The organism is Methylobacterium sp. J-076 (genome assembly GCF_022829405.1).
Taxonomy (GTDB): Bacteria; Pseudomonadota; Alphaproteobacteria; order Rhizobiales; family Beijerinckiaceae; genus Methylobacterium.
The window spans coordinates 1-16,098 of the sequence record NZ_JAKSXW010000134.1 but is presented as its reverse complement, the minus strand read 5'-3'; the positions used below and the strand labels follow the sequence as shown (position 1 = coordinate 16,098).

Sequence of the window (16,098 nt, the reverse complement as noted above, 5' to 3'; positions counted from 1 at the left end):
GGTGAGGACCGGGGGGTGAACGCGCCGGCTATCCGGCGGGTTCGAGGCGCAGGCCCGTGGCCTCATCGAAGACGTGGAGATGGGCGGCGGGGAACGACACCCGGATCGCCTCGCCCGGCGGCGGGCCGTTGGCGGTCCGGAGGGTCAGCGAGGCCCCGGCGGCACTCCGGCCGTGCACCAGCATCTCCGAGCCGAGGAGCTCCACCACCTCCACCGGCCATGCCGCGCCCGCGGGGTCGAGGGCCACGTGCTCCGGGCGGATGCCCAGGATCACGCGGTGGCCGTCCGGCCGGGGAATCCGCCTCGGGCCCAGGTCGATCTCCGTGCCGTCGAGGGAGACCGCGGTGCCGTTCCGGCCGAGGAGGCCGGGCAGGAGGTTCATCGCCGGCGAGCCGATGAAGCCCGCCACGTAGGTGTCGGCGGGGCGCTCGAACACCTCGGTCGGCGTCGCCAGCTGCACCGGCACGCCCTGGTGCATCACCAGCAGCCGGTCGCCCAGCGTCATGGCCTCGACCTGATCGTGGGTGACGTAGAGGCTCGTCACCTTCAGCCGGCGCTGGAGACGGCGGATCTCCCCGCGCATCTGCACCCGCAGCTTGGCATCGAGGTTCGACAGGGGCTCGTCGAACAGGAACAGCTTCGGGTCGCGGACGATGGCCCGGCCCATGGCCACGCGCTGGCGCTGGCCGCCGGAGAGCTGGCGCGGCTTGCGGTCGAGGAGCGCCTCCAGGCCGAGCAGGGCCGAGGCGGCATCGACCTTCGCGCGGATCTCGGCCCGGGGCAGGCCGCGGATCTTCAAGCCGTAGGCCATGTTGTCGAACACGCTCATGTGCGGATAGAGCGCGTAGTTCTGGAACACCATGGCGATGTCGCGCGCCGAGGGGTCGATGCCCGTCACGTCGCGCCCGTCGATCAGGATGCGGCCGGCACTGGGTGTCTCCAGCCCCGCCACGAGGCGCAGGAGGGTGGATTTCCCGCAGCCCGAGGCGCCGACGATCACCAGCATCTCCCCGTCCGCGAGGGCGAGATCGACCCCCTTCAGGATCTCGTGGGCGCCGAAGCTCTTGCGCAGGCCCTCGAGCCGCAGGCCCGCCATCACTTGTCGCCCTCCGTCAGGCCCTTCACGAACCAGCGCTGCATCAGCAGCACCACCGCCACGGGCGGGATCAGCGCCAGCACCGCCGTCGCCATCACCTTGTTCCACTCCGTGGCGGTGTCGACGCCGATCATCTTGACGATGCCGATCACCACCGTGTCGAGCTTCGGGTCGGTCGCCACCAGCAGCGGCCACAGGTACTGGTTCCACCCGTAGACGAACAGGATCACGAACAGCGCCGCGATGTTGGCCCCCGAGACCGGGATCACGATGTCCCGCAGGAAGCGCAAGGGGCCGGCCCCGTCCATCCGCGCCGCCTCCACCAGCTCGTCCGGGATGGCGAGGAAGGTCTGCCGGAACAGCAGCGTCGCGGTCGCCGAGGCGATCAGCGGAATCGTCAGCCCCGTGAAGCTGTTGATGAGGTCGAGGGACGACATCACCTGGAAGGTCGGGATCAGCCGCACCTCGACGGGCAGCATCAGCGTGAGGAAGATCAGCCAGAAGGCGGTCATCCGGAAGGGGAAGCGGAAGAACGTCACCGCGTAGGCCGAGGGCAGCGACAGGGCGATCTTGCCGAGGGCGATGGCCAGCGCCATCCCCGCCGACACGAGCAGCGCCCGCCAGACCGGCCCCGCCCCGGACGACCCCTGGACCAGCACCTCCCGGTAGACGCCGAGGCCGGACAGGTCCGGCAGCAGCGAGATCTCGCCCCGGGCGATGGCGGCGGAATCCTGCGTCGAGCCGGCGATCGCGATCCAGATCGGGAAGGCGAAGAGCAGGATCGCCAGGATCATCACCGCGTGGGGGACGAGGCGGAGCAGACCTTGGCGCATCAGGTGACGGCCTTCCGCCCGAGGAACCGGAACTGCAGGGCGCACAGCACGATGACGCCCGCCATCAGCACAACGGACTGGGCCGAGGACGAGCCGATATTCGCGTTGACGATGCCGTCCAGGTAGACCTTCAGCACCAGCGTCTGGGTCGACTGGCCGGGGCCGCCGCCGTTCACCGCGTAGACCGTCGCGAAGGTGTCGAAGGCGGCGTAGACGAGATCGACCACCAGCAGGAAGTACACGGTCGGCATCAGCAGCGGCAGGACGATGGTGCGGAACCGGTGGACCCCGCGGCTGCCGTCGATCCGGGCCGCCTCGATGATCGTCTTCGGGATGGCCTGGAGGCCGGCCAGGAAGAAGATGAAGTTGTAGCTGATCTGCTTCCAGGCGGCGGCCAGGATCACCAGCGCCATCGCCTGCGTGCCGTCGAGCTTGTAGTCCCAGGCGATCCCGATCCGGTTCAGCCACGCGCCGACGAGGCCGATCTGCGGGTGGAACATCAGCACCCACAGCACCGCCGCCATGGCGGGGGCCACGGCGTAGGGCCAGATCAGCATCGTGCGGTAGAAGGCGCGCCCGCGGAGCTCGCCATCCGCCAGGACGGCGAGCAGCAGGGCCACGCCCATCGAGACGGCGGTGACCCCGGCGCAGAAGAACGCCGTCCGCCCGATCGCCGCGACGTAGAGGGGATCGCCGAACAAATCGGCGAAGTTGTCGAGCCCCACGAACTCCGTGCTGGTGCCGAAGGCGTCCTCGCGCTCCAGGCTCGACCGGATCGCCTGGACGGCGGGCCAGAGGAAGAACACCAGCGTCAGCACCAGTTGCGGCAGGATCAGCAGGGCCGGGAGCATCCGCCCCGGGAACAGCGTGCGTCGTTCCATGGTGGGAGAGCCTTCCGCCGACCTGCCGCGTCAGCCCCTGGCCGACTTCTGGAACTCGCGCAGCACGCGGTTGCCCCGGCTGACGGCGCCGTCCATCGCGGCCTGCGCGGTCTGCTGGCCCTGGAGCGCCTTCTCGATCTCCTCGTAGAGGATCGCGCGGATCTCCGGCAGGCGGCCGAGCCGCAGCCCGCGGGAGTTCGGGGTCAGCGCCCCGCGGGAGAGCTGCCGCGCCGGCACGTCGGTGCCGGGGTTCTTCTCGAAGTAGCCGGATCGCTTCGTCGCCTCGTAGCCGGCCACCGTCACCGGGACGTAGCCGGTGTGCTGGGCGTAGAGGGCGACCTGCTCGGGCGTGGAGATGAACCCGTAGAACGCGGCCACCGCCTTGTACTCGGCCTCGCTCCGCTTCGGCGCGGTCATCGCCCAGAGGCTGGCGCCGCCGATGATGGAGTTGTTCGGGTTCGGGTTCAGCGCCGGCTCGGTGGGCAGGAACGCCTCGGCGTAGCGGAACTTGGCGTTCTTCACGATGTCGGCGCGGCCCGAGGACGAGCCGAACCCGATCGCCGCCTGGCCGGAGTAGAACACCGCGTCCGGCGCCGTATCGCGCCCGGCGTACTTGAAGGCGCCGTCCTTCGCGAGGTCCATGAACCGCTGGAGCTGATCGACGAAGGGCTTCGTGTTGATGAGCAGCTGCGCGCCGAGGCCGTCGTAGCCGTCGTTCTCGGTGGCGTAGGCGAGGTTCTGGATCGCGGCGTATTCCTCGAACTGGATCCAGGTCATCCAGGCCGACGTGCTGGCGATGGGCGTCGGCGCCTTGGAGGCCAGGGTGCGGGCCGCCTGGGCGAAGGCATCGTAGGTGGCCGGCGGCGTGTCCGGGTCGAGCCCCGCCTTCTCGAAGGCGTCGCGGTTGTACCACATCACCGCGGTCGAGGAGTTGAACGGCATCGAGGCGAGCTTGCCGTCCGGCAGGCTGTAGTAGCCGCGCACCCCGGGGATGTAGGCGTTGGGATCGAGGGCGAGCCCGGTCTCCTCGGCGAGCTTCCAGACCGGCTTGATGGCGGGGCCCGCCTGCAGCATCGTCCCGGTGCCGACCTCGAAGACCTGGACGATGTGCGGCGCCTTCCCCGCGCGGAAGGCAGCGATCGCCGCCGTGAGCGTCTCGGGATAGGTGCCCTTGAACACCGCCTCCAGCGTCACCTCGGATTGGCTGGCGTTGAAGTCCCGCGCCAAGCGGTCGACTTCCTCGCCGTTCGCCCCCGACATCGCGTGCCAGAGGACGATTGGCGTCCTGTCGCCCGCGAGGGCGCGGGGCGACGGGCGAAGCGCGGTCCACGCGGCGAGACCGCCGACGCCGGCCAACAGGACGCGACGATCCATTCAAACCCTCCCTGTGGCGGGATCGCAGCGCCCGTTGATGCCGGGCTTGGGACGCGATCCCGTGGCGGTGCCGGCGCGGGCGCGGCACCACGCCTCCGCGCGCATCATGCACGGGCGGGGCGGTGGAATAAAGCGCGGACGCGCCCCTCTCCCGCCCCGCGCCGAAGTCTCCGGCCGGCCGGAGGGGGGCGCCCCGGGGTCAGGGGGCGGCCTGGGTGACGGCGCGGTCGGCGTTGACGCGCGCCGCCCAGTCCCTGGCGCTGGCCTGGCCCTTGAGGTCGATGAGGCGGGCGCCGCTGACATCGACGTTCTTGAAGTCCGCCCCCGCCACCGTGGCCCCGGTCAGGTTCGCCCCGGAGAGGTCCGAGCCCATCAGCACCACGTCGGTGAGGTCGGCGTCCTTGAGGTTCGCGTATTCCAGGCGCGAGCGCCCGAGGTTGGCCCCCTTCAGGTGCGCCCCCGAGAGGTTCACCGAGGTGAACACCGCCCGCATCAGGCCCATGGACTGGTTCCTGATGTCGGCGCCGCCCTTGAGATCGACCAGCGTCGCCCCGCTCATGTCGGCGCCCTTGAAGTCCCCGATCGGCATGGCGCGGCTGAGGTCGGCGCCGCGGAAGTTGGCGTCCCGGGCGGTGATGCCGAACATCGTCGCGTCCGCGAGGGTGGCGCCCGACAGGTCGGCCTTCAGGAACCACGCCTGCTGCAGGTTCGCCCCGCTCAGGTCCGTGCCGCGCAGGTTCGCCCGGTTGAGGCGCGCGGTGCGCAGGTTGGCGCCCTTCAGGTTCAGGCCGGAGAGGTCGAGGCCCGACAGCGCCTTGTCGTGCAGGTCGAGGGGCCTGCCGCCCGCGGCCGCGATCATCGCCACGATGTCGGCGCGGCTCATCTCGGCCTGGGTCATCGCGGGCGAGGTCATGTCCGCTCCGAGCAGCAGGTCCTGTTCGGCCCGAGCGGGGCCGGCGGCGAGGGCGGCGAGCAGGACGCTCAGGGCGAGGCGGCGCATTCTTCACTCCCGTCGGGCGCCTGGCAGGGCCGGCCCCGTATCGTGTTCGTTGGGCCGCGATGCTATGCCGGGCCGTCGCACCCGGTCGGTGACCCAGGTCACACAAGTCCGGCGCGGCGGGAGAAAAACGCAACGCGCGCCGGACGATCCCCCCGTCGCCGCGGCCGGAGGGTGACGCCAGCCATGACGGACGCGCACAAGGTCGAGCGCTGGATCGGCCGGTTTCCGCTCATCCAGTCCCTCGCCCCCGCCCACCTGCAGCTCGCCAGGGGCACGGTGCAGTTTCCGGTGCTGGAGGCCGGCGCCGTCGCCTACGAGCTGGACGGGGCCTGCGCCCACTACCTGATGTGCCTGGAGGGGCGCACCCGCATCTTCCGCATGTCGGAGGGCGGGCGCGAGGTGCTGATCTACAAGGTCGGCCCAGGGGGCACCTGCGCCCTGACCACGCAATGCCTCCTCTCCGGCGGCACCTTCCCGGCCCAGAGCGTGGCCGAGGAGCGGACCGAGCTCGCCGCCCTGCCGGAGAGCACGTTCCAGCACCTGATGGGCGACAGCGCCGCGTTCCGCAGCCTCGTCATGGACGACTACACGCGGCTCATGTCCGGCCTGTTCACGCTGATCGACGAGGTGGCCTTCGCCCCGTTGAAGCAGCGCCTCGCCCAGCGGCTCCTGGCGGAAGCCGACCCGCGGGGCGTCGCCGCGGTGACCCACCAGACGCTCGCCGACGACGTCGGCAGCGTGCGCGAGGTGGTGAGCCGCATCCTCGCGCAATGGGCCGAGGCGGGCCTGATCGAGCTCCGGCGCGGCGCGGTCGAGATCGTGGACCGATCCAGCTTGGCCGCCGCCGGCAGGCGGTGAGCCGTCGGGTGCCGGGCCGGGCGCTCACGCCATCGCGGTCAGCGCCACGGCACGCACGCTGGCGAGGCACGGGTTCTGGTTGTCCCGGCGGGCGGCCAGCAGCAGCTCCGGCTGGGCCGTGGGCGGGAGGCGGATCGGGCGCAGGGCCACGTTCGCCATGCGGATGCTGCGGACGCCCTCCGGCACCAGCGCCACGCCGAGGCCCGCATCGACCAGCGCCAGCATCGCGTGGACCTGGTTCACCCGCTGCACGACCCGCGGGCGCACGCCGCTCGCCTCGAACAGCGCGTCGAGCAGGTCGATGAAGTAACGCCCGCCCCGGGGCGACCACGTCACGAAGGGCTCGCCGTCGAGGTCGCGGACCGTCGGCGCCCGGCCCGCCGCCAGGGCATGGTCCCGCGGCACCGCCAGGATCAGGCGCTCCCGGGTCAGCGGCACCGCGGCGACCGCGTCGTCGTTCAGGGCCGGCGAGGGGCGCAGCAGGGCGAGGTCGATGCGGTTGCCGGCCAGCGCGGCGATCTGCTCGCCGGAGACCATCTCCTCCAAGACGAGGTCGATCTCGGGCAGGCGCGCCCGGACATGCGCCACGAGGCGCGGCAGGGCGCGGTAGGCCGAGGCCGCGGTGAAGCCGAGGCGCACGAGGCCGCTCTCGCCGCGGGCGGTGCGGCGCGTCACCCGCGCCGCGCTCTCGGCCGCCGCCAGGATCCGGTACGCCTCCGCCAGGAAGGTGCGGCCCGCGGGGGTCAACCGCACCGCCCGGGTCGAGCGCTCCAACAGGTCGGCCCCCAGGCTCCGCTCCAGCATCTGAATCTGCCGCGAGAGGGGCGACTGCGTCAGGTTCAGCCGGGCGGCGGCCCGGCCGAAATGCAGCTCCTCGGCGACGGCGACGAAGCTGCGTGCGTGGCCGAGATCGAACATCGATGCAGGATCCGGGATAATCCAGCCAAAATCAACGTTGGACGCGAATCGGGGGCGGCCGTACCGAGGGGGCAGACGCTCAAGGGCGCAGGAGTCGGGAGAGAACGATGGCGCGGATGACCCCCCAGGAGATGGCCACCCAGCTCGGCTCGGGCCTGCTGTCCTTCCCCGTCACGCATTTTCGCGACGACCTCGGCTTCGACGAGGGCCCCTACCGCGACAACCTCTCCCGCCTCGCCGACTACAAGGTCTCGGGCCTGTTCGCCGCGGGCGGCACGGGGGAGTTCTTCTCTCTGACCCCGGCGGAGATCGACCGGGTCCTGCGCGCCGCCGTCGAGGAGACCCGCGGGCGCACGCCGGTCATCGCCCCGGCCGGCCAGGGCACGGCGCTCGCCGTCGAGATGGCCAGGGCCGCCGAGGCGGCGGGGGCGGACGGCATCCTGCTGCTGCCGCCCTACCTCGTGGGCTCGGAGCAGGCCGGCCTCGCCGCCCATATCGAGGCGGTGTGCAAGGCGACCGGTCTCGGCATCATCGTCTACAACCGCGCCAACGCGCAGCTGAACGAGACCACCCTCGCCGGCCTGTGCGACCGCTGCCCGAACCTCGTCGGCTTCAAGGACGGCGTCGGCGACGTCGAGCTGATGACCCGCGTCTATGCCGGGCTCGGCGACCGGCTCACCTATGTCGGCGGCCTGCCCACCGCCGAGACCTTCGCCCTCCCCTACCTGGAGATGGGCGTGACCACCTATTCCTCGGCGATCTTCAACTTCCTGCCGGAATGGGCCCTGTCGTTCTACGACGCGGTCCGCCGGCGGGACCGGGATGCGGTCTACGCCGAGCTGCGCGACTTCGTGCTTCCCTACATCGCGATCCGCAACCGGAAGCGGGGCTACGCGGTGTCGATCGTCAAGGCGGGCATGACCGCCGTCGGCCGCCATGCCGGCCCGGTGCGCCCGCCGCTGACCGACCTCGATGCCGGCGAACTCGCCGAGCTGAAGACCCTGATCGGCGACCGCCGCTGAGATCCGCGCCCCGGGCGGTCCGTCCGCCCGGGGCGCCCGTCCTACGACTGCGACACGCCGGCCAACGGCGGAGCATCGATCGCCCCACCAAAGGGGGCGCCCACCCGGGAGAACGCCCATGGACATCTCGACTTCCACCGCCGGTGCGAAGGCGGCGGCCCCTTCGGGGGTGGCGCGCGGCCGTGTGCGCATCCTCATCGCGCTGATGCTGTTCGCCGCCACCGCGATCAACTACGCCGACCGCGCGACGATCTCGATCGCCGGGCCCGACATGGCCAGGGAACTCGGCCTCACGCCGGTCCAGATGGGCTACGTCTTCTCGGCCTTCGCATGGTCCTACGTGCTGGCGCAGATCCCCGGCGGCTGGCTGCTCGACCGGTTCGGCGTGAAGGGGGTCTACGCCGCCTCCATCGCCATCTGGTCCGGCTTCACCCTGATGCAGGGCGCCGTCGGCTTCTTCACGGGGCTCACCGCGGTCGTCCTGCTGTTCGCGCTGCGGCTGCTGGTGGGCCTCAGCGAGGCGCCGGCCTTCCCGGCCAACGCCCGGATCGTCGCCGCGTGGTTCCCCGCCAGGGAGCGCGGGATGGCCTCGGCCTTCTTCAACTCCGCCCAATACTTCGCCACCGTGCTGTTCACGCCGCTGATGGCCTGGATCGTCCACACCTTCAGCTGGCACCACGTCTTCACGGTGATGGGCCTGCTCGGCGTCGTCTTCGCGCTCCTGTGGCTGAAGGTCGTCCATGGCCCCGAGGATCACCCGATGGTGGGCCGCGCCGAGCGCGACTACATCCGCCAGGGCGGCGGGCTGATGGCCATGGACGGCGGCCGCTCCGGCGGGGCCGGCGAGGCCGGGCGCACCCTGCGCCAGCTCCTGTCGAACCGGATGCTGCTCGGCATCTATCTCGGGCAGTACTTCATCACGGTCCTCACGTACTTCTTCCTCACGTGGTTCCCGGTCTACCTCGTGAAGGAGCGCGGGCTGTCGATCCTCCAGGCGGGCTTCGCGGCGGTGCTGCCGGCCCTGTGCGGCTTCATCGGCGGCATCCTCGGCGGCTTCATCTCCGACGTGCTGCTGCGGCGGGGCTACTCCCTCACCGCGGCCCGGAAGATCCCGATCGTCGCCGGCATGCTTGTCTCCATGGCGATCATCGGCTGCAACTACGTCCAGGCGGACGCCCTGGTGGTCGGGCTGATGGCGCTGGCCTTCTTCGGCAAGGGCGTCGGCGCCCTGGGCTGGGCGGTGGTGGCCGACACCTCGCCCAGGGAGAGCGGCGGCCTCTCGGGGGGCCTGTTCAACACCTTCGGCAATACGGCGGGCATCACGACGCCGATCGTCATCGGCTACATCGTCCAGCAGACCGGCTCGTTCAACGGCGCCCTGGTCTTCGTGGGCGCCAACGCCCTGGCCGCGGTGTTCTGCTACCTCGTCGTCGTCGGCCCCATCCGCCGTGTCGAGCTGAGCCCGCGGCCCTGACCCTCCCGGGCCCGCGCCCCGGCCGGGCCCTTCCTTCCCATCACGACGAGCGCTTTCAGGGAGGCAGACCATGCCGTTCGAAGAGACCCCCCACGCCGCCCGCAACACCCCCGTCGTCACCCGGATGCGGGTGGTGCCGGTGGCGGGCCGCGACAGCATGCTCCTGAACCTCTCGGGCGCGCACGGGCCGTTCTTCACCCGCAACCTCGTCGTGCTCACCGACTCGACCGGCGCCACGGGCCTCGGCGAGGTCCCCGGCGGCGAGGGCATCCGCAGGGTGCTGGAGGAGGCGGCCGACCTCGTGGTGGGCCAGCCGCTCGGCGCCTGGAACGCCGTCCTCAACGCCATGCGCAGCCACTTCGCGGACCGGGATGCCGGCGGGCGCGGCCTCCAGACCTTCGACCTGCGGATCACGATCCACGCGGTGACGGCGGTGGAATCCGCCTTCCTCGACCTTCTCGGGCAGTACCTCGGCGTGCCGGTGGCCGCGCTCCTCGGCGAAGGCCAGCAGCGCGATGCGGTCGAGATGCTCGGCTACCTGTTCTACGTCGGCGACCGCCGCCGCACCGGCCTGCCCTACCGCGAGCCCGAGGCCCGCGACGGCTGGATGCGCCTGCGCGACGAGGAGGCCCTGACGCCGGAGGCCGTCGCCCGCCTCGCCGAGGCGGCCCACGAGGCCTACGGCTTCAACGACTTCAAGCTCAAGGGCGGCGTTCTCGCGGGCGAGGCGGAGATCGAGGCGGTCACCGCGATCAAGCGGCGCTTCCCGCAGGCCCGCGTCACCCTCGATCCGAACGGGGCGTGGTCCCTGGCCGAGGCCGTCGCCCTCTGCAAGGGCAAGGGCGACGTGCTCGCCTATGCGGAGGACCCGTGCGGGGCCGAGGGGGGCTTCTCGGGCCGGGAGGTCATGGCCGAGTTCCGCCGGGCCACCGGCCTGCCCACCGCCACCAACATGGTCGCCACCGACTGGCGCCAGATGCGCCACGCCATCCAGCTCGGCTCCGTCGACATCCCGCTGGCCGACCCGCATTTCTGGACGATGGCCGGCGCCGTGCGGGTGGCCCAGCTCTGCCGCGACCACGACCTCACCTGGGGGTCGCACTCGAACAACCACTTCGACGTGTCGCTCGCCATGTTCACCCACGCCGCCGCGGCGGCCCCGGGGCGGGTGACCGCCATCGATACCCATTGGATCTGGCAGGACGGGCAGCGGTTGACCCGGGAGCCCTTGCGAATCCGCGGGGGGCTCGTCCAGGTTCCCGAGCGGCCCGGCCTCGGGATCGAGATCGACTGGAGCGAGGTCGAGGCGGCGCACGAACTCTACACGCGCCACGGTCTCGGCGCCCGGGACGACGCCGCGGCGATGCAGGCGCTGATCCCCGGCTGGACCTTCGACAACAAGCGCCCCTGCCTCGTCCGCTGAGGCGGAGCGGGGGCCGCCATGGAGGACGGAATGGAACTCACCGGACACAGCATCGTCGGCGGCCGACCCGCCGAGGGCGAAGGCACACCCTTCCACGCGGTCGAGGCGGCCACCGGCCGGGAGACCGGCCCCCTCTTCCGCGCCGCCACGCCGGAGACGGTCGACCGGGCCTGCGCCCTCGCCGAGGAGGCGTTCGACACCTTCCGCGCCACCGACCCCGCGCGGCGGGCCGCCTTCCTCGATGCGGTCGCCCAGGCCATCCTCGACATCGGCGACCCCCTGATCGTCCGCTGCATGGAGGAGAGCGGGCTGCCCCGGCCGCGCCTGGAGGGCGAGCGCGGCCGCACCGTCGGCCAGCTGCGGATGTTCGCGGGCGTCCTGCGCGAGGGCAGCTTCCTCGACGCGCGGATCGACCCCGCCTTGCCCGACCGCCAGCCCCTGCCCCGGCCGGACCTGCGCCTGCGCAACGTGCCGGTGGGCCCGGTGGCGGTGTTCGGCGCCTCGAACTTCCCGCTGGCCTTCTCCGTCGCCGGGGGCGACACCGCCTCGGCCCTCGCCGCCGGCTGCCCGGTGGTCGCCAAGGCCCACCCGGCCCATCCCGGAACCTCGGAACTCGTCGGCCGGGCCGTCGCCGGGGCCGTGGCCGCCTGCGGACTGCCCGCGGGGGTGTTCTCCCTGCTGTTCGATGACGGCATCGCGGTCGGCAAGCGCCTCGTCTCCGATCCCCGCATCGCGGCGGTGGGCTTCACCGGCTCGCGCACCGGCGGCACGGCGCTGATGGCGCTCGCGGCGGCGCGCCCGGTGCCGATCCCGGTCTATGCCGAGATGAGTTCGATCAACCCGGTGATCCTGCTGCCGGAGGCCCTCGCGACCCGCGGCGGCGCCATCGGCAAGGCCTTCGTCGGCGCCCTCACCCTGGGCTCCGGCCAGTTCTGCACCAATCCGGGCCTCGTCCTGGCGGTGGAGGGGCCGGGGCTCGACGCCTTCCTCGCGGGTGCCGCGCAGGCGTTGGAGGGCGTCGCCGCCCAGACCATGCTGACGCCGGGCATCCACCGCGCCTATGGCGCGGGCGTCGCGGCGCTCGACGCGAACGAGGCCGTGACGCGGCTGGCCGAGGGCCAGGGCGGCGGGGCAACGCAGGGGCGCGCCGTGCTGTTCGCCACCAGCGCCGCCGCCTTCCTGGACGACCACCGCCTCGCGGAGGAGGTGTTCGGCGCGGCGTCCCTCGTGGTGCGCTGCCGCGACCTCGGCGAGGTCCACGCCGTGCTGGCGCGCCTCGAAGGCCAGCTGACGGCGGCGCTGCACCTGGAGGCCGGCGACCATGAGGCCGCCCGCGCCCTGCTGCCCCTGCTGGAGCGCCGGGTCGGGCGCATCCTCGTCAACGGCTTCGGCACGGGGGTCGAGGTGGGCCACGCGATGGTGCATGGCGGGCCCTACCCGGCGACCTCGGACGGCCGCACCACCTCCGTGGGCAGCCTCGCCATCGCGCGCTTCCTCCGGCCGGTCTGCTACCAGGACCTCCCCGACGCGCTCCTGCCGCCGGAGCTGCAGCAGGCCAACCCGCTCGAGATCCCCCGCCGGGTCGACGGCCGCGCCGGGGCGTAACGAGCACCCCCTCCCCCTCATCCTGAGGTGCGGCGACAGCCGCCTCGACGGAGGGCTCCAGGGATCGCCGTGCGGTCCGGAACCCTCCTTCGAGGCCCGCCGCGGCGGGCACCTCAGGAGGAGGATGGAGGGTGGGACGGCGATCTCGCCGGCCCCGTCTCGGGACGGAGCACCAAATACCCCGGGACCGCGACGGCGGCCGGGACTGACGGGAGGCCAGCCATGGATACGCCAACGACCACGCCTCTCGGCATGGGCTCCGCCCCGGCCCCGAAGCCCGCCGGCGATGCCCCCCGCACGATCATGGTCCGCCCGGACGACAACGTCGCCATCGTCGTCAACGCCTTCGGCCTGCCCGCCGGCACGGTGATCCCCGGGGGCATTACCCTCCGGGAGTTCGTGCCCCAGGGCCACAAGGTGGCGCTCACCGACATCCCGGTCGGCGGCCCCGTCCGCCGCTACGGCGAGGTGGTGGGCCTCGCCATCGCGCCCATTCCCCAGGGCAGCTGGGTGGAGGAATCCCGGGTCGAGACCCCGACCGCCCCGGACCTCGCCGCCCTCGACCTCACCCCCCGCCCGCCGGCCCCGTTGCCGCCGCTCGAAGGCTATACGTTCGAGGGCTATCGCAACCCGGACGGCACGGTCGGCACCAAGAACATCCTGGCCATCTCCACCAGCGTGCAATGCGTGGCCGGCACCCTCGATGTCGCGATCCGCAAGATCAAGGACGAGCTGCTGCCGCGCTACCCGAACGTCGACGACGTGGTCGGGCTGACCCACGCCTACGGGTGCGGCGTGGCGATCAACGCCCCCGAGGCGGCGATCCCGATCCGCACCCTCCAGAACCTCGCCCGGAACCCGAATTTCGGCGGCGAGGTGATGGTGGTGGGCCTCGGCTGCGAGAAGCTGGTCTCCGAGCGCCTGCTGCCGGACGGAGCCCCCCCGGGCGGCGTCACCCGCCTGCAGGACGAGCACCATGCGGGCTTCGGCATGATGCTCGACACGATCATGGCCATGGCCGAGGAGCGCCTCGCCGTGCTCGACCGGCGGCGGCGCGAGACCTGCCCGGTCTCCGACCTCGTCGTCGGCCTGCAATGCGGCGGCAGCGACGCCTTCTCCGGCGTCACCGCCAACCCGGCCATGGGGGTCTGCGCGGACATGCTCGTCCGCTGCGGGGCGACGGTGCTGTTCTCCGAGGTGACGGAGGTCCGCGACGCGATCCACCTCCTCGTCCCCCGGGCGGCGACGCCGGAGGTGGCGGGCGCGCTGGTGCGCGAGATGGCGTGGTACGACGACTACCTCGCCAAGGGCGGCGCCGACCGGCGGGCCAACCCCTCGCCGGGCAACAAGAAGGGCGGCCTCAACAACATCGTGGAGAAGGCCCTGGGCTCGGTCGCCAAGTCCGGCACGGCGGCGATCAGCGGCGTGCTGGCGCCGGGCGAGCGGGTGCGGGAGAAAGGCCTGATCTTCGCCGCGACCCCGGCCAGCGACTTCGTCTGCGGCACGCTGCAGCTCGCCTCGGGCATCACCCTGCAGGTCTTCTCCACCGGGCGCGGCACGCCCTACGGCCTCGCCCAGGCGCCGGTGATCAAGGTCGCCACCCGCACGGAACTCGCCGAGCGTTGGTCCGACCTGATCGACTTCGACGCGGGCCGCGTCGCCACCGGCCGGATGACCCTGGAGGAGGCCGGGGCGGACCTGTTCCAGCTGATCCTCGACGTGGCGAGCGGGCACAAGCGCCCCTGGTCGGACCGCTGGGGCCTGTTCAACGACCTGACGCTGTTCAACCCGGCCCCCGTGACCTGATCCGGTCACAAAACGTTACGCCGGCGCCCCCGTCCGTCACACCCCGGAACGGGGCGTGGGCGACCTTCTGCCCCTCCGCCGCGGCCGCCCTGCCGCCGCACGCGGACCCGGAACCCGCTTCCGTTCGCAGAAGGACAGACCGATGCTGAAGATCCTCGCGCCCGCCGCCCTCCTCGCCGGCCTCTCGGTGCCCGCCTCCGCCCTGCCGCTGGTGCAGGATGCCCTGTCCGTCGGGGCCGGCGAAGCGCAGATCGTCCAGGTCTATGGCGGCTGCGGCCCCTATGCCCATCGCGGCCCCTACGGCGGCTGCCGCACCGGGGGGCAGTGGGGCGGGTATGTCCGTGGCCGGTCCTGCCCCGCCGGCTTCCATATCGGCCCCTACGGCCGTCGCTGCTGGCCGAACTGAGCCGGCCCCGCTTCCGCCGACGGGCCCGCGCGCCTCACCGCCCGCAGCGTGAGACGAGCCGCGCGAGCCCCGGCCGCAGCGGCAGGAAGAGGCGATAGGCGGCCTCCGCCAGGGGCAGCACGGGCTGGACGCCGAACACCCGCAGCTCGACGAGGCGGCCGAGCCAGCGCCAGCCCGGCAGGGTGCGCCACAGCCGTGCGAAGGCCGCCGCCCCCGAGGCGAGCCGCCCGTCCGCATCGCGGACATGGAAGCGCCCCAGGGCCGCGTTCCGGTCGAGGCCGGCGCCGAGATCCGGAGCCGCCTCGCCATGCCCGACATTCACGAAGGTGAGCCGGTCGGCCCCCGCGCAGCGGCGATAATGGTCGATCTCGGCCCGGCAGAGCGGACAGCCGCCGTCGTAATAGACGCGCAGCCCCGTCCCCTGTCCCGGGCGGGGGCCGGCCTCGGTATGGGGAACGTCCGCCACGGCCCCGCGCCCCGGCCGGATCAGGCCACCTTGCGCCGGCCCTTCGGCGCCGCCCGGTCGCCGGGGCGGCCGAGCCCGAGGGACTTGGCGAGGCTGGAGCGCTTCTCGCTGTAGGCCAGGGCGACCATCGGGTAGTCGGCCGGCAGGCCGAAGCGCTCGCGGTAGCTGTCCGGGTCGAGCCCGTGCGACGTCAGGTGCCGCTTCAGAGTCTTGTACGTCTTGCCGTCGATGAAGCTGACGATGCCCTCGGGTTGAACGGACTTGCGGATCTGAGCCGGCGAGAGTTTCTCGGAGGGCTCTTCAGTCTTGGTGGCGGCGCCACCTTTGCCGAAGCCCGCGAGAGACGCGTGGACGGTCGCGATCAGGGCCGGCAGATCGCCCGCGGCGACATGGTTGTGCGAGACGTAAGCGGCGACAATTTCGCCGGTCATCTCAATAAATTCGATAGTGTTGTCGTCCGCTTGTCCGGTCATCTGTTGCGCTTTCGGCTAGCCCTCAATCGGTACTTAAAGCAGCAATCAGGATCCTTCAATGGCGCCTTATCTTTTTATAATCACAACCTCAAGATGCCAAATTTAGAAACGATAAGACATGATAGTGGCTTTGCGTGCGCCGCCAGCGGTCAACACGGTGAATGAAGTCTGATCGGTTGGTTCGGGGGCGGTGCGGGCGGCGCAGGCGCGGCGGGGGCGCCCGGCCCGCGGAAACCGGTGTAAAACCCCGCGAAGACACGCAAATCCCGTTGTCTGGAACGGAAAGTGCCGCGCACGCGTAACAGGCCCGCGCGACTCTCTTTAGAGTCTCTAACAAAACCGGGTTTGGCGCGTTGGGTGGAGATGGCGAGACCGCTCCTTCCCGATGGCCTGTGGGCCGAGATCGCACCGCTGCTGCCGCCTGAACGGGCCAAGCCGAAGGGCGGTCGGCCTCGAACCTCCG

The 16,098-nt window shown here is 71.9% G+C and carries 15 protein-coding genes and 1 pseudogene; 8 read left to right on the top strand and 8 right to left on the bottom strand.

Annotated features, from left to right (window positions below; genetic code table 11):
• Positions 1-28 precede the first annotated feature (28 nt).
• The 5 genes from MKK53_RS17430 to MKK53_RS17410 all read right to left on the bottom strand — a co-directional run bounded on the left by MKK53_RS17430 (position 29) and on the right by MKK53_RS17410 (position 5,184).
• Positions 29-1,096 carry an ABC transporter ATP-binding protein gene (locus MKK53_RS17430; RefSeq protein ID WP_243929978.1) on the bottom strand — a complete coding sequence of 356 codons (1,068 nt, stop codon included), beginning with the start codon at positions 1,094-1,096 and terminating at the stop codon, positions 29-31.
• On the bottom strand, positions 1,096-1,929 hold the full coding sequence (gene ugpE / locus MKK53_RS17425; RefSeq protein ID WP_243929977.1) for a sn-glycerol-3-phosphate ABC transporter permease UgpE: 834 nt from the start codon (positions 1,927-1,929) through the stop codon (positions 1,096-1,098). Before ugpE ends, MKK53_RS17430 begins: the two co-directional genes overlap by 1 nt.
• Positions 1,929-2,810, bottom strand: a complete 882-nt coding sequence (locus MKK53_RS17420) for an ABC transporter permease subunit (protein WP_243929976.1) — start codon at positions 2,808-2,810, stop codon at positions 1,929-1,931. Before MKK53_RS17420 ends, ugpE begins: the two co-directional genes overlap by 1 nt.
• 30 nt (positions 2,811-2,840) lie before the next feature.
• The gene (ugpB, locus tag MKK53_RS17415) at positions 2,841-4,184 is read right to left on the bottom strand and encodes a sn-glycerol-3-phosphate ABC transporter substrate-binding protein UgpB (RefSeq protein WP_243929975.1); all 1,344 of its coding nucleotides are present in this window, start codon (positions 4,182-4,184) and stop codon (positions 2,841-2,843) included.
• Positions 4,185-4,383: 199 nt separating this feature from the next.
• Positions 4,384-5,184, bottom strand: a complete 801-nt coding sequence (locus MKK53_RS17410) for a pentapeptide repeat-containing protein (RefSeq protein ID WP_243929974.1) — start codon at positions 5,182-5,184, stop codon at positions 4,384-4,386.
• 183 nt (positions 5,185-5,367) lie between these two features.
• Between MKK53_RS17410 and MKK53_RS17405 the strand changes: the two genes are divergently transcribed.
• Positions 5,368-6,042, top strand: coding sequence for a Crp/Fnr family transcriptional regulator (locus MKK53_RS17405; RefSeq protein ID WP_243929973.1), 675 nt, complete (start codon positions 5,368-5,370; stop codon positions 6,040-6,042).
• Between the two features lie 24 nt (positions 6,043-6,066).
• On the opposite strand, the gene MKK53_RS17400 is transcribed toward MKK53_RS17405, so the two are convergent.
• Complete coding sequence (locus MKK53_RS17400) at positions 6,067-6,960, bottom strand: LysR family transcriptional regulator (RefSeq protein WP_243929972.1); 894 nt, start codon at positions 6,958-6,960, stop codon at positions 6,067-6,069.
• A 107-nt stretch (positions 6,961-7,067) separates the two neighbouring features.
• Here MKK53_RS17400 and kdgD point away from each other — a divergent pair, with 107 nt between their 5' ends.
• The 6 genes from kdgD to MKK53_RS17370 all read left to right on the top strand — a co-directional run bounded on the left by kdgD (position 7,068) and on the right by MKK53_RS17370 (position 14,696).
• Positions 7,068-7,982 carry a 5-dehydro-4-deoxyglucarate dehydratase gene (kdgD, locus tag MKK53_RS17395; RefSeq protein WP_243929971.1) on the top strand — a complete coding sequence of 305 codons (915 nt, stop codon included), beginning with the start codon at positions 7,068-7,070 and terminating at the stop codon, positions 7,980-7,982.
• A gap of 118 nt (positions 7,983-8,100) precedes the next feature.
• Complete coding sequence (locus tag MKK53_RS17390) at positions 8,101-9,456, top strand: MFS transporter (RefSeq protein ID WP_243929970.1); 1,356 nt, start codon at positions 8,101-8,103, stop codon at positions 9,454-9,456.
• A gap of 70 nt (positions 9,457-9,526) precedes the next feature.
• Complete coding sequence (gene gudD / locus MKK53_RS17385) at positions 9,527-10,879, top strand: glucarate dehydratase (protein ID WP_243929969.1); 1,353 nt, start codon at positions 9,527-9,529, stop codon at positions 10,877-10,879.
• A 30-nt stretch (positions 10,880-10,909) separates the two neighbouring features.
• On the top strand, positions 10,910-12,484 hold the full coding sequence (locus MKK53_RS17380; protein ID WP_243929968.1) for an aldehyde dehydrogenase (NADP(+)): 1,575 nt from the start codon (positions 10,910-10,912) through the stop codon (positions 12,482-12,484).
• A 252-nt stretch (positions 12,485-12,736) separates the two neighbouring features.
• Positions 12,737-14,290 carry a galactarate dehydratase gene (gene garD, locus MKK53_RS17375; RefSeq protein WP_409564358.1) on the top strand — a complete coding sequence of 518 codons (1,554 nt, stop codon included), beginning with the start codon at positions 12,737-12,739 and terminating at the stop codon, positions 14,288-14,290.
• 142 nt (positions 14,291-14,432) lie between these two features.
• Positions 14,433-14,696, top strand: a complete 264-nt coding sequence (locus tag MKK53_RS17370; protein WP_243929967.1) for a GCG_CRPN prefix-to-repeats domain-containing protein — start codon at positions 14,433-14,435, stop codon at positions 14,694-14,696.
• A 34-nt stretch (positions 14,697-14,730) separates the two neighbouring features.
• Here MKK53_RS17370 and MKK53_RS17365 read toward each other — a convergent pair whose 3' ends face one another.
• Both MKK53_RS17365 and MKK53_RS17360 read right to left on the bottom strand, forming a co-directional pair.
• On the bottom strand, positions 14,731-15,162 hold the full coding sequence (locus MKK53_RS17365; RefSeq protein ID WP_243929966.1) for a thiol-disulfide oxidoreductase DCC family protein: 432 nt from the start codon (positions 15,160-15,162) through the stop codon (positions 14,731-14,733).
• 20 nt (positions 15,163-15,182) lie between these two features.
• On the bottom strand, positions 15,183-15,635 hold the full coding sequence (locus MKK53_RS17360; RefSeq protein WP_243929965.1) for a MucR family transcriptional regulator: 453 nt from the start codon (positions 15,633-15,635) through the stop codon (positions 15,183-15,185).
• Positions 15,636-15,998: 363 nt separating this feature from the next.
• Between MKK53_RS17360 and MKK53_RS17355 the strand changes: the two are divergent.
• A pseudogene (locus MKK53_RS17355) lies at positions 15,999-16,098 on the top strand (IS5/IS1182 family transposase); the annotation flags it as partial.

Coding starts and splice junctions, on each gene's coding strand:
- MKK53_RS17360 (WP_243929965.1), bottom strand. CDS start 15,635: ATGACCGGACAAGCGGACGACAACACTATCGAATTTATTGAGATGACC.
- MKK53_RS17410 (WP_243929974.1), bottom strand. CDS start 5,184: ATGCGCCGCCTCGCCCTGAGCGTCCTGCTCGCCGCCCTCGCCGCCGGC.
- MKK53_RS17380 (WP_243929968.1), top strand. CDS start 10,910: ATGGAACTCACCGGACACAGCATCGTCGGCGGCCGACCCGCCGAGGGC.
- MKK53_RS17390 (WP_243929970.1), top strand. CDS start 8,101: ATGGACATCTCGACTTCCACCGCCGGTGCGAAGGCGGCGGCCCCTTCG.
- kdgD (WP_243929971.1), top strand. CDS start 7,068: ATGGCGCGGATGACCCCCCAGGAGATGGCCACCCAGCTCGGCTCGGGC.
- MKK53_RS17420 (WP_243929976.1), bottom strand. CDS start 2,810: ATGGAACGACGCACGCTGTTCCCGGGGCGGATGCTCCCGGCCCTGCTG.
- ugpE (WP_243929977.1), bottom strand. CDS start 1,929: ATGCGCCAAGGTCTGCTCCGCCTCGTCCCCCACGCGGTGATGATCCTG.
- MKK53_RS17405 (WP_243929973.1), top strand. CDS start 5,368: ATGACGGACGCGCACAAGGTCGAGCGCTGGATCGGCCGGTTTCCGCTC.
- MKK53_RS17370 (WP_243929967.1), top strand. CDS start 14,433: ATGCTGAAGATCCTCGCGCCCGCCGCCCTCCTCGCCGGCCTCTCGGTG.
- garD (WP_409564358.1), top strand. CDS start 12,737: ATGGGCTCCGCCCCGGCCCCGAAGCCCGCCGGCGATGCCCCCCGCACG.
- gudD (WP_243929969.1), top strand. CDS start 9,527: ATGCCGTTCGAAGAGACCCCCCACGCCGCCCGCAACACCCCCGTCGTC.
- MKK53_RS17430 (WP_243929978.1), bottom strand. CDS start 1,096: ATGGCGGGCCTGCGGCTCGAGGGCCTGCGCAAGAGCTTCGGCGCCCAC.
- MKK53_RS17400 (WP_243929972.1), bottom strand. CDS start 6,960: ATGTTCGATCTCGGCCACGCACGCAGCTTCGTCGCCGTCGCCGAGGAG.
- ugpB (WP_243929975.1), bottom strand. CDS start 4,184: ATGGATCGTCGCGTCCTGTTGGCCGGCGTCGGCGGTCTCGCCGCGTGG.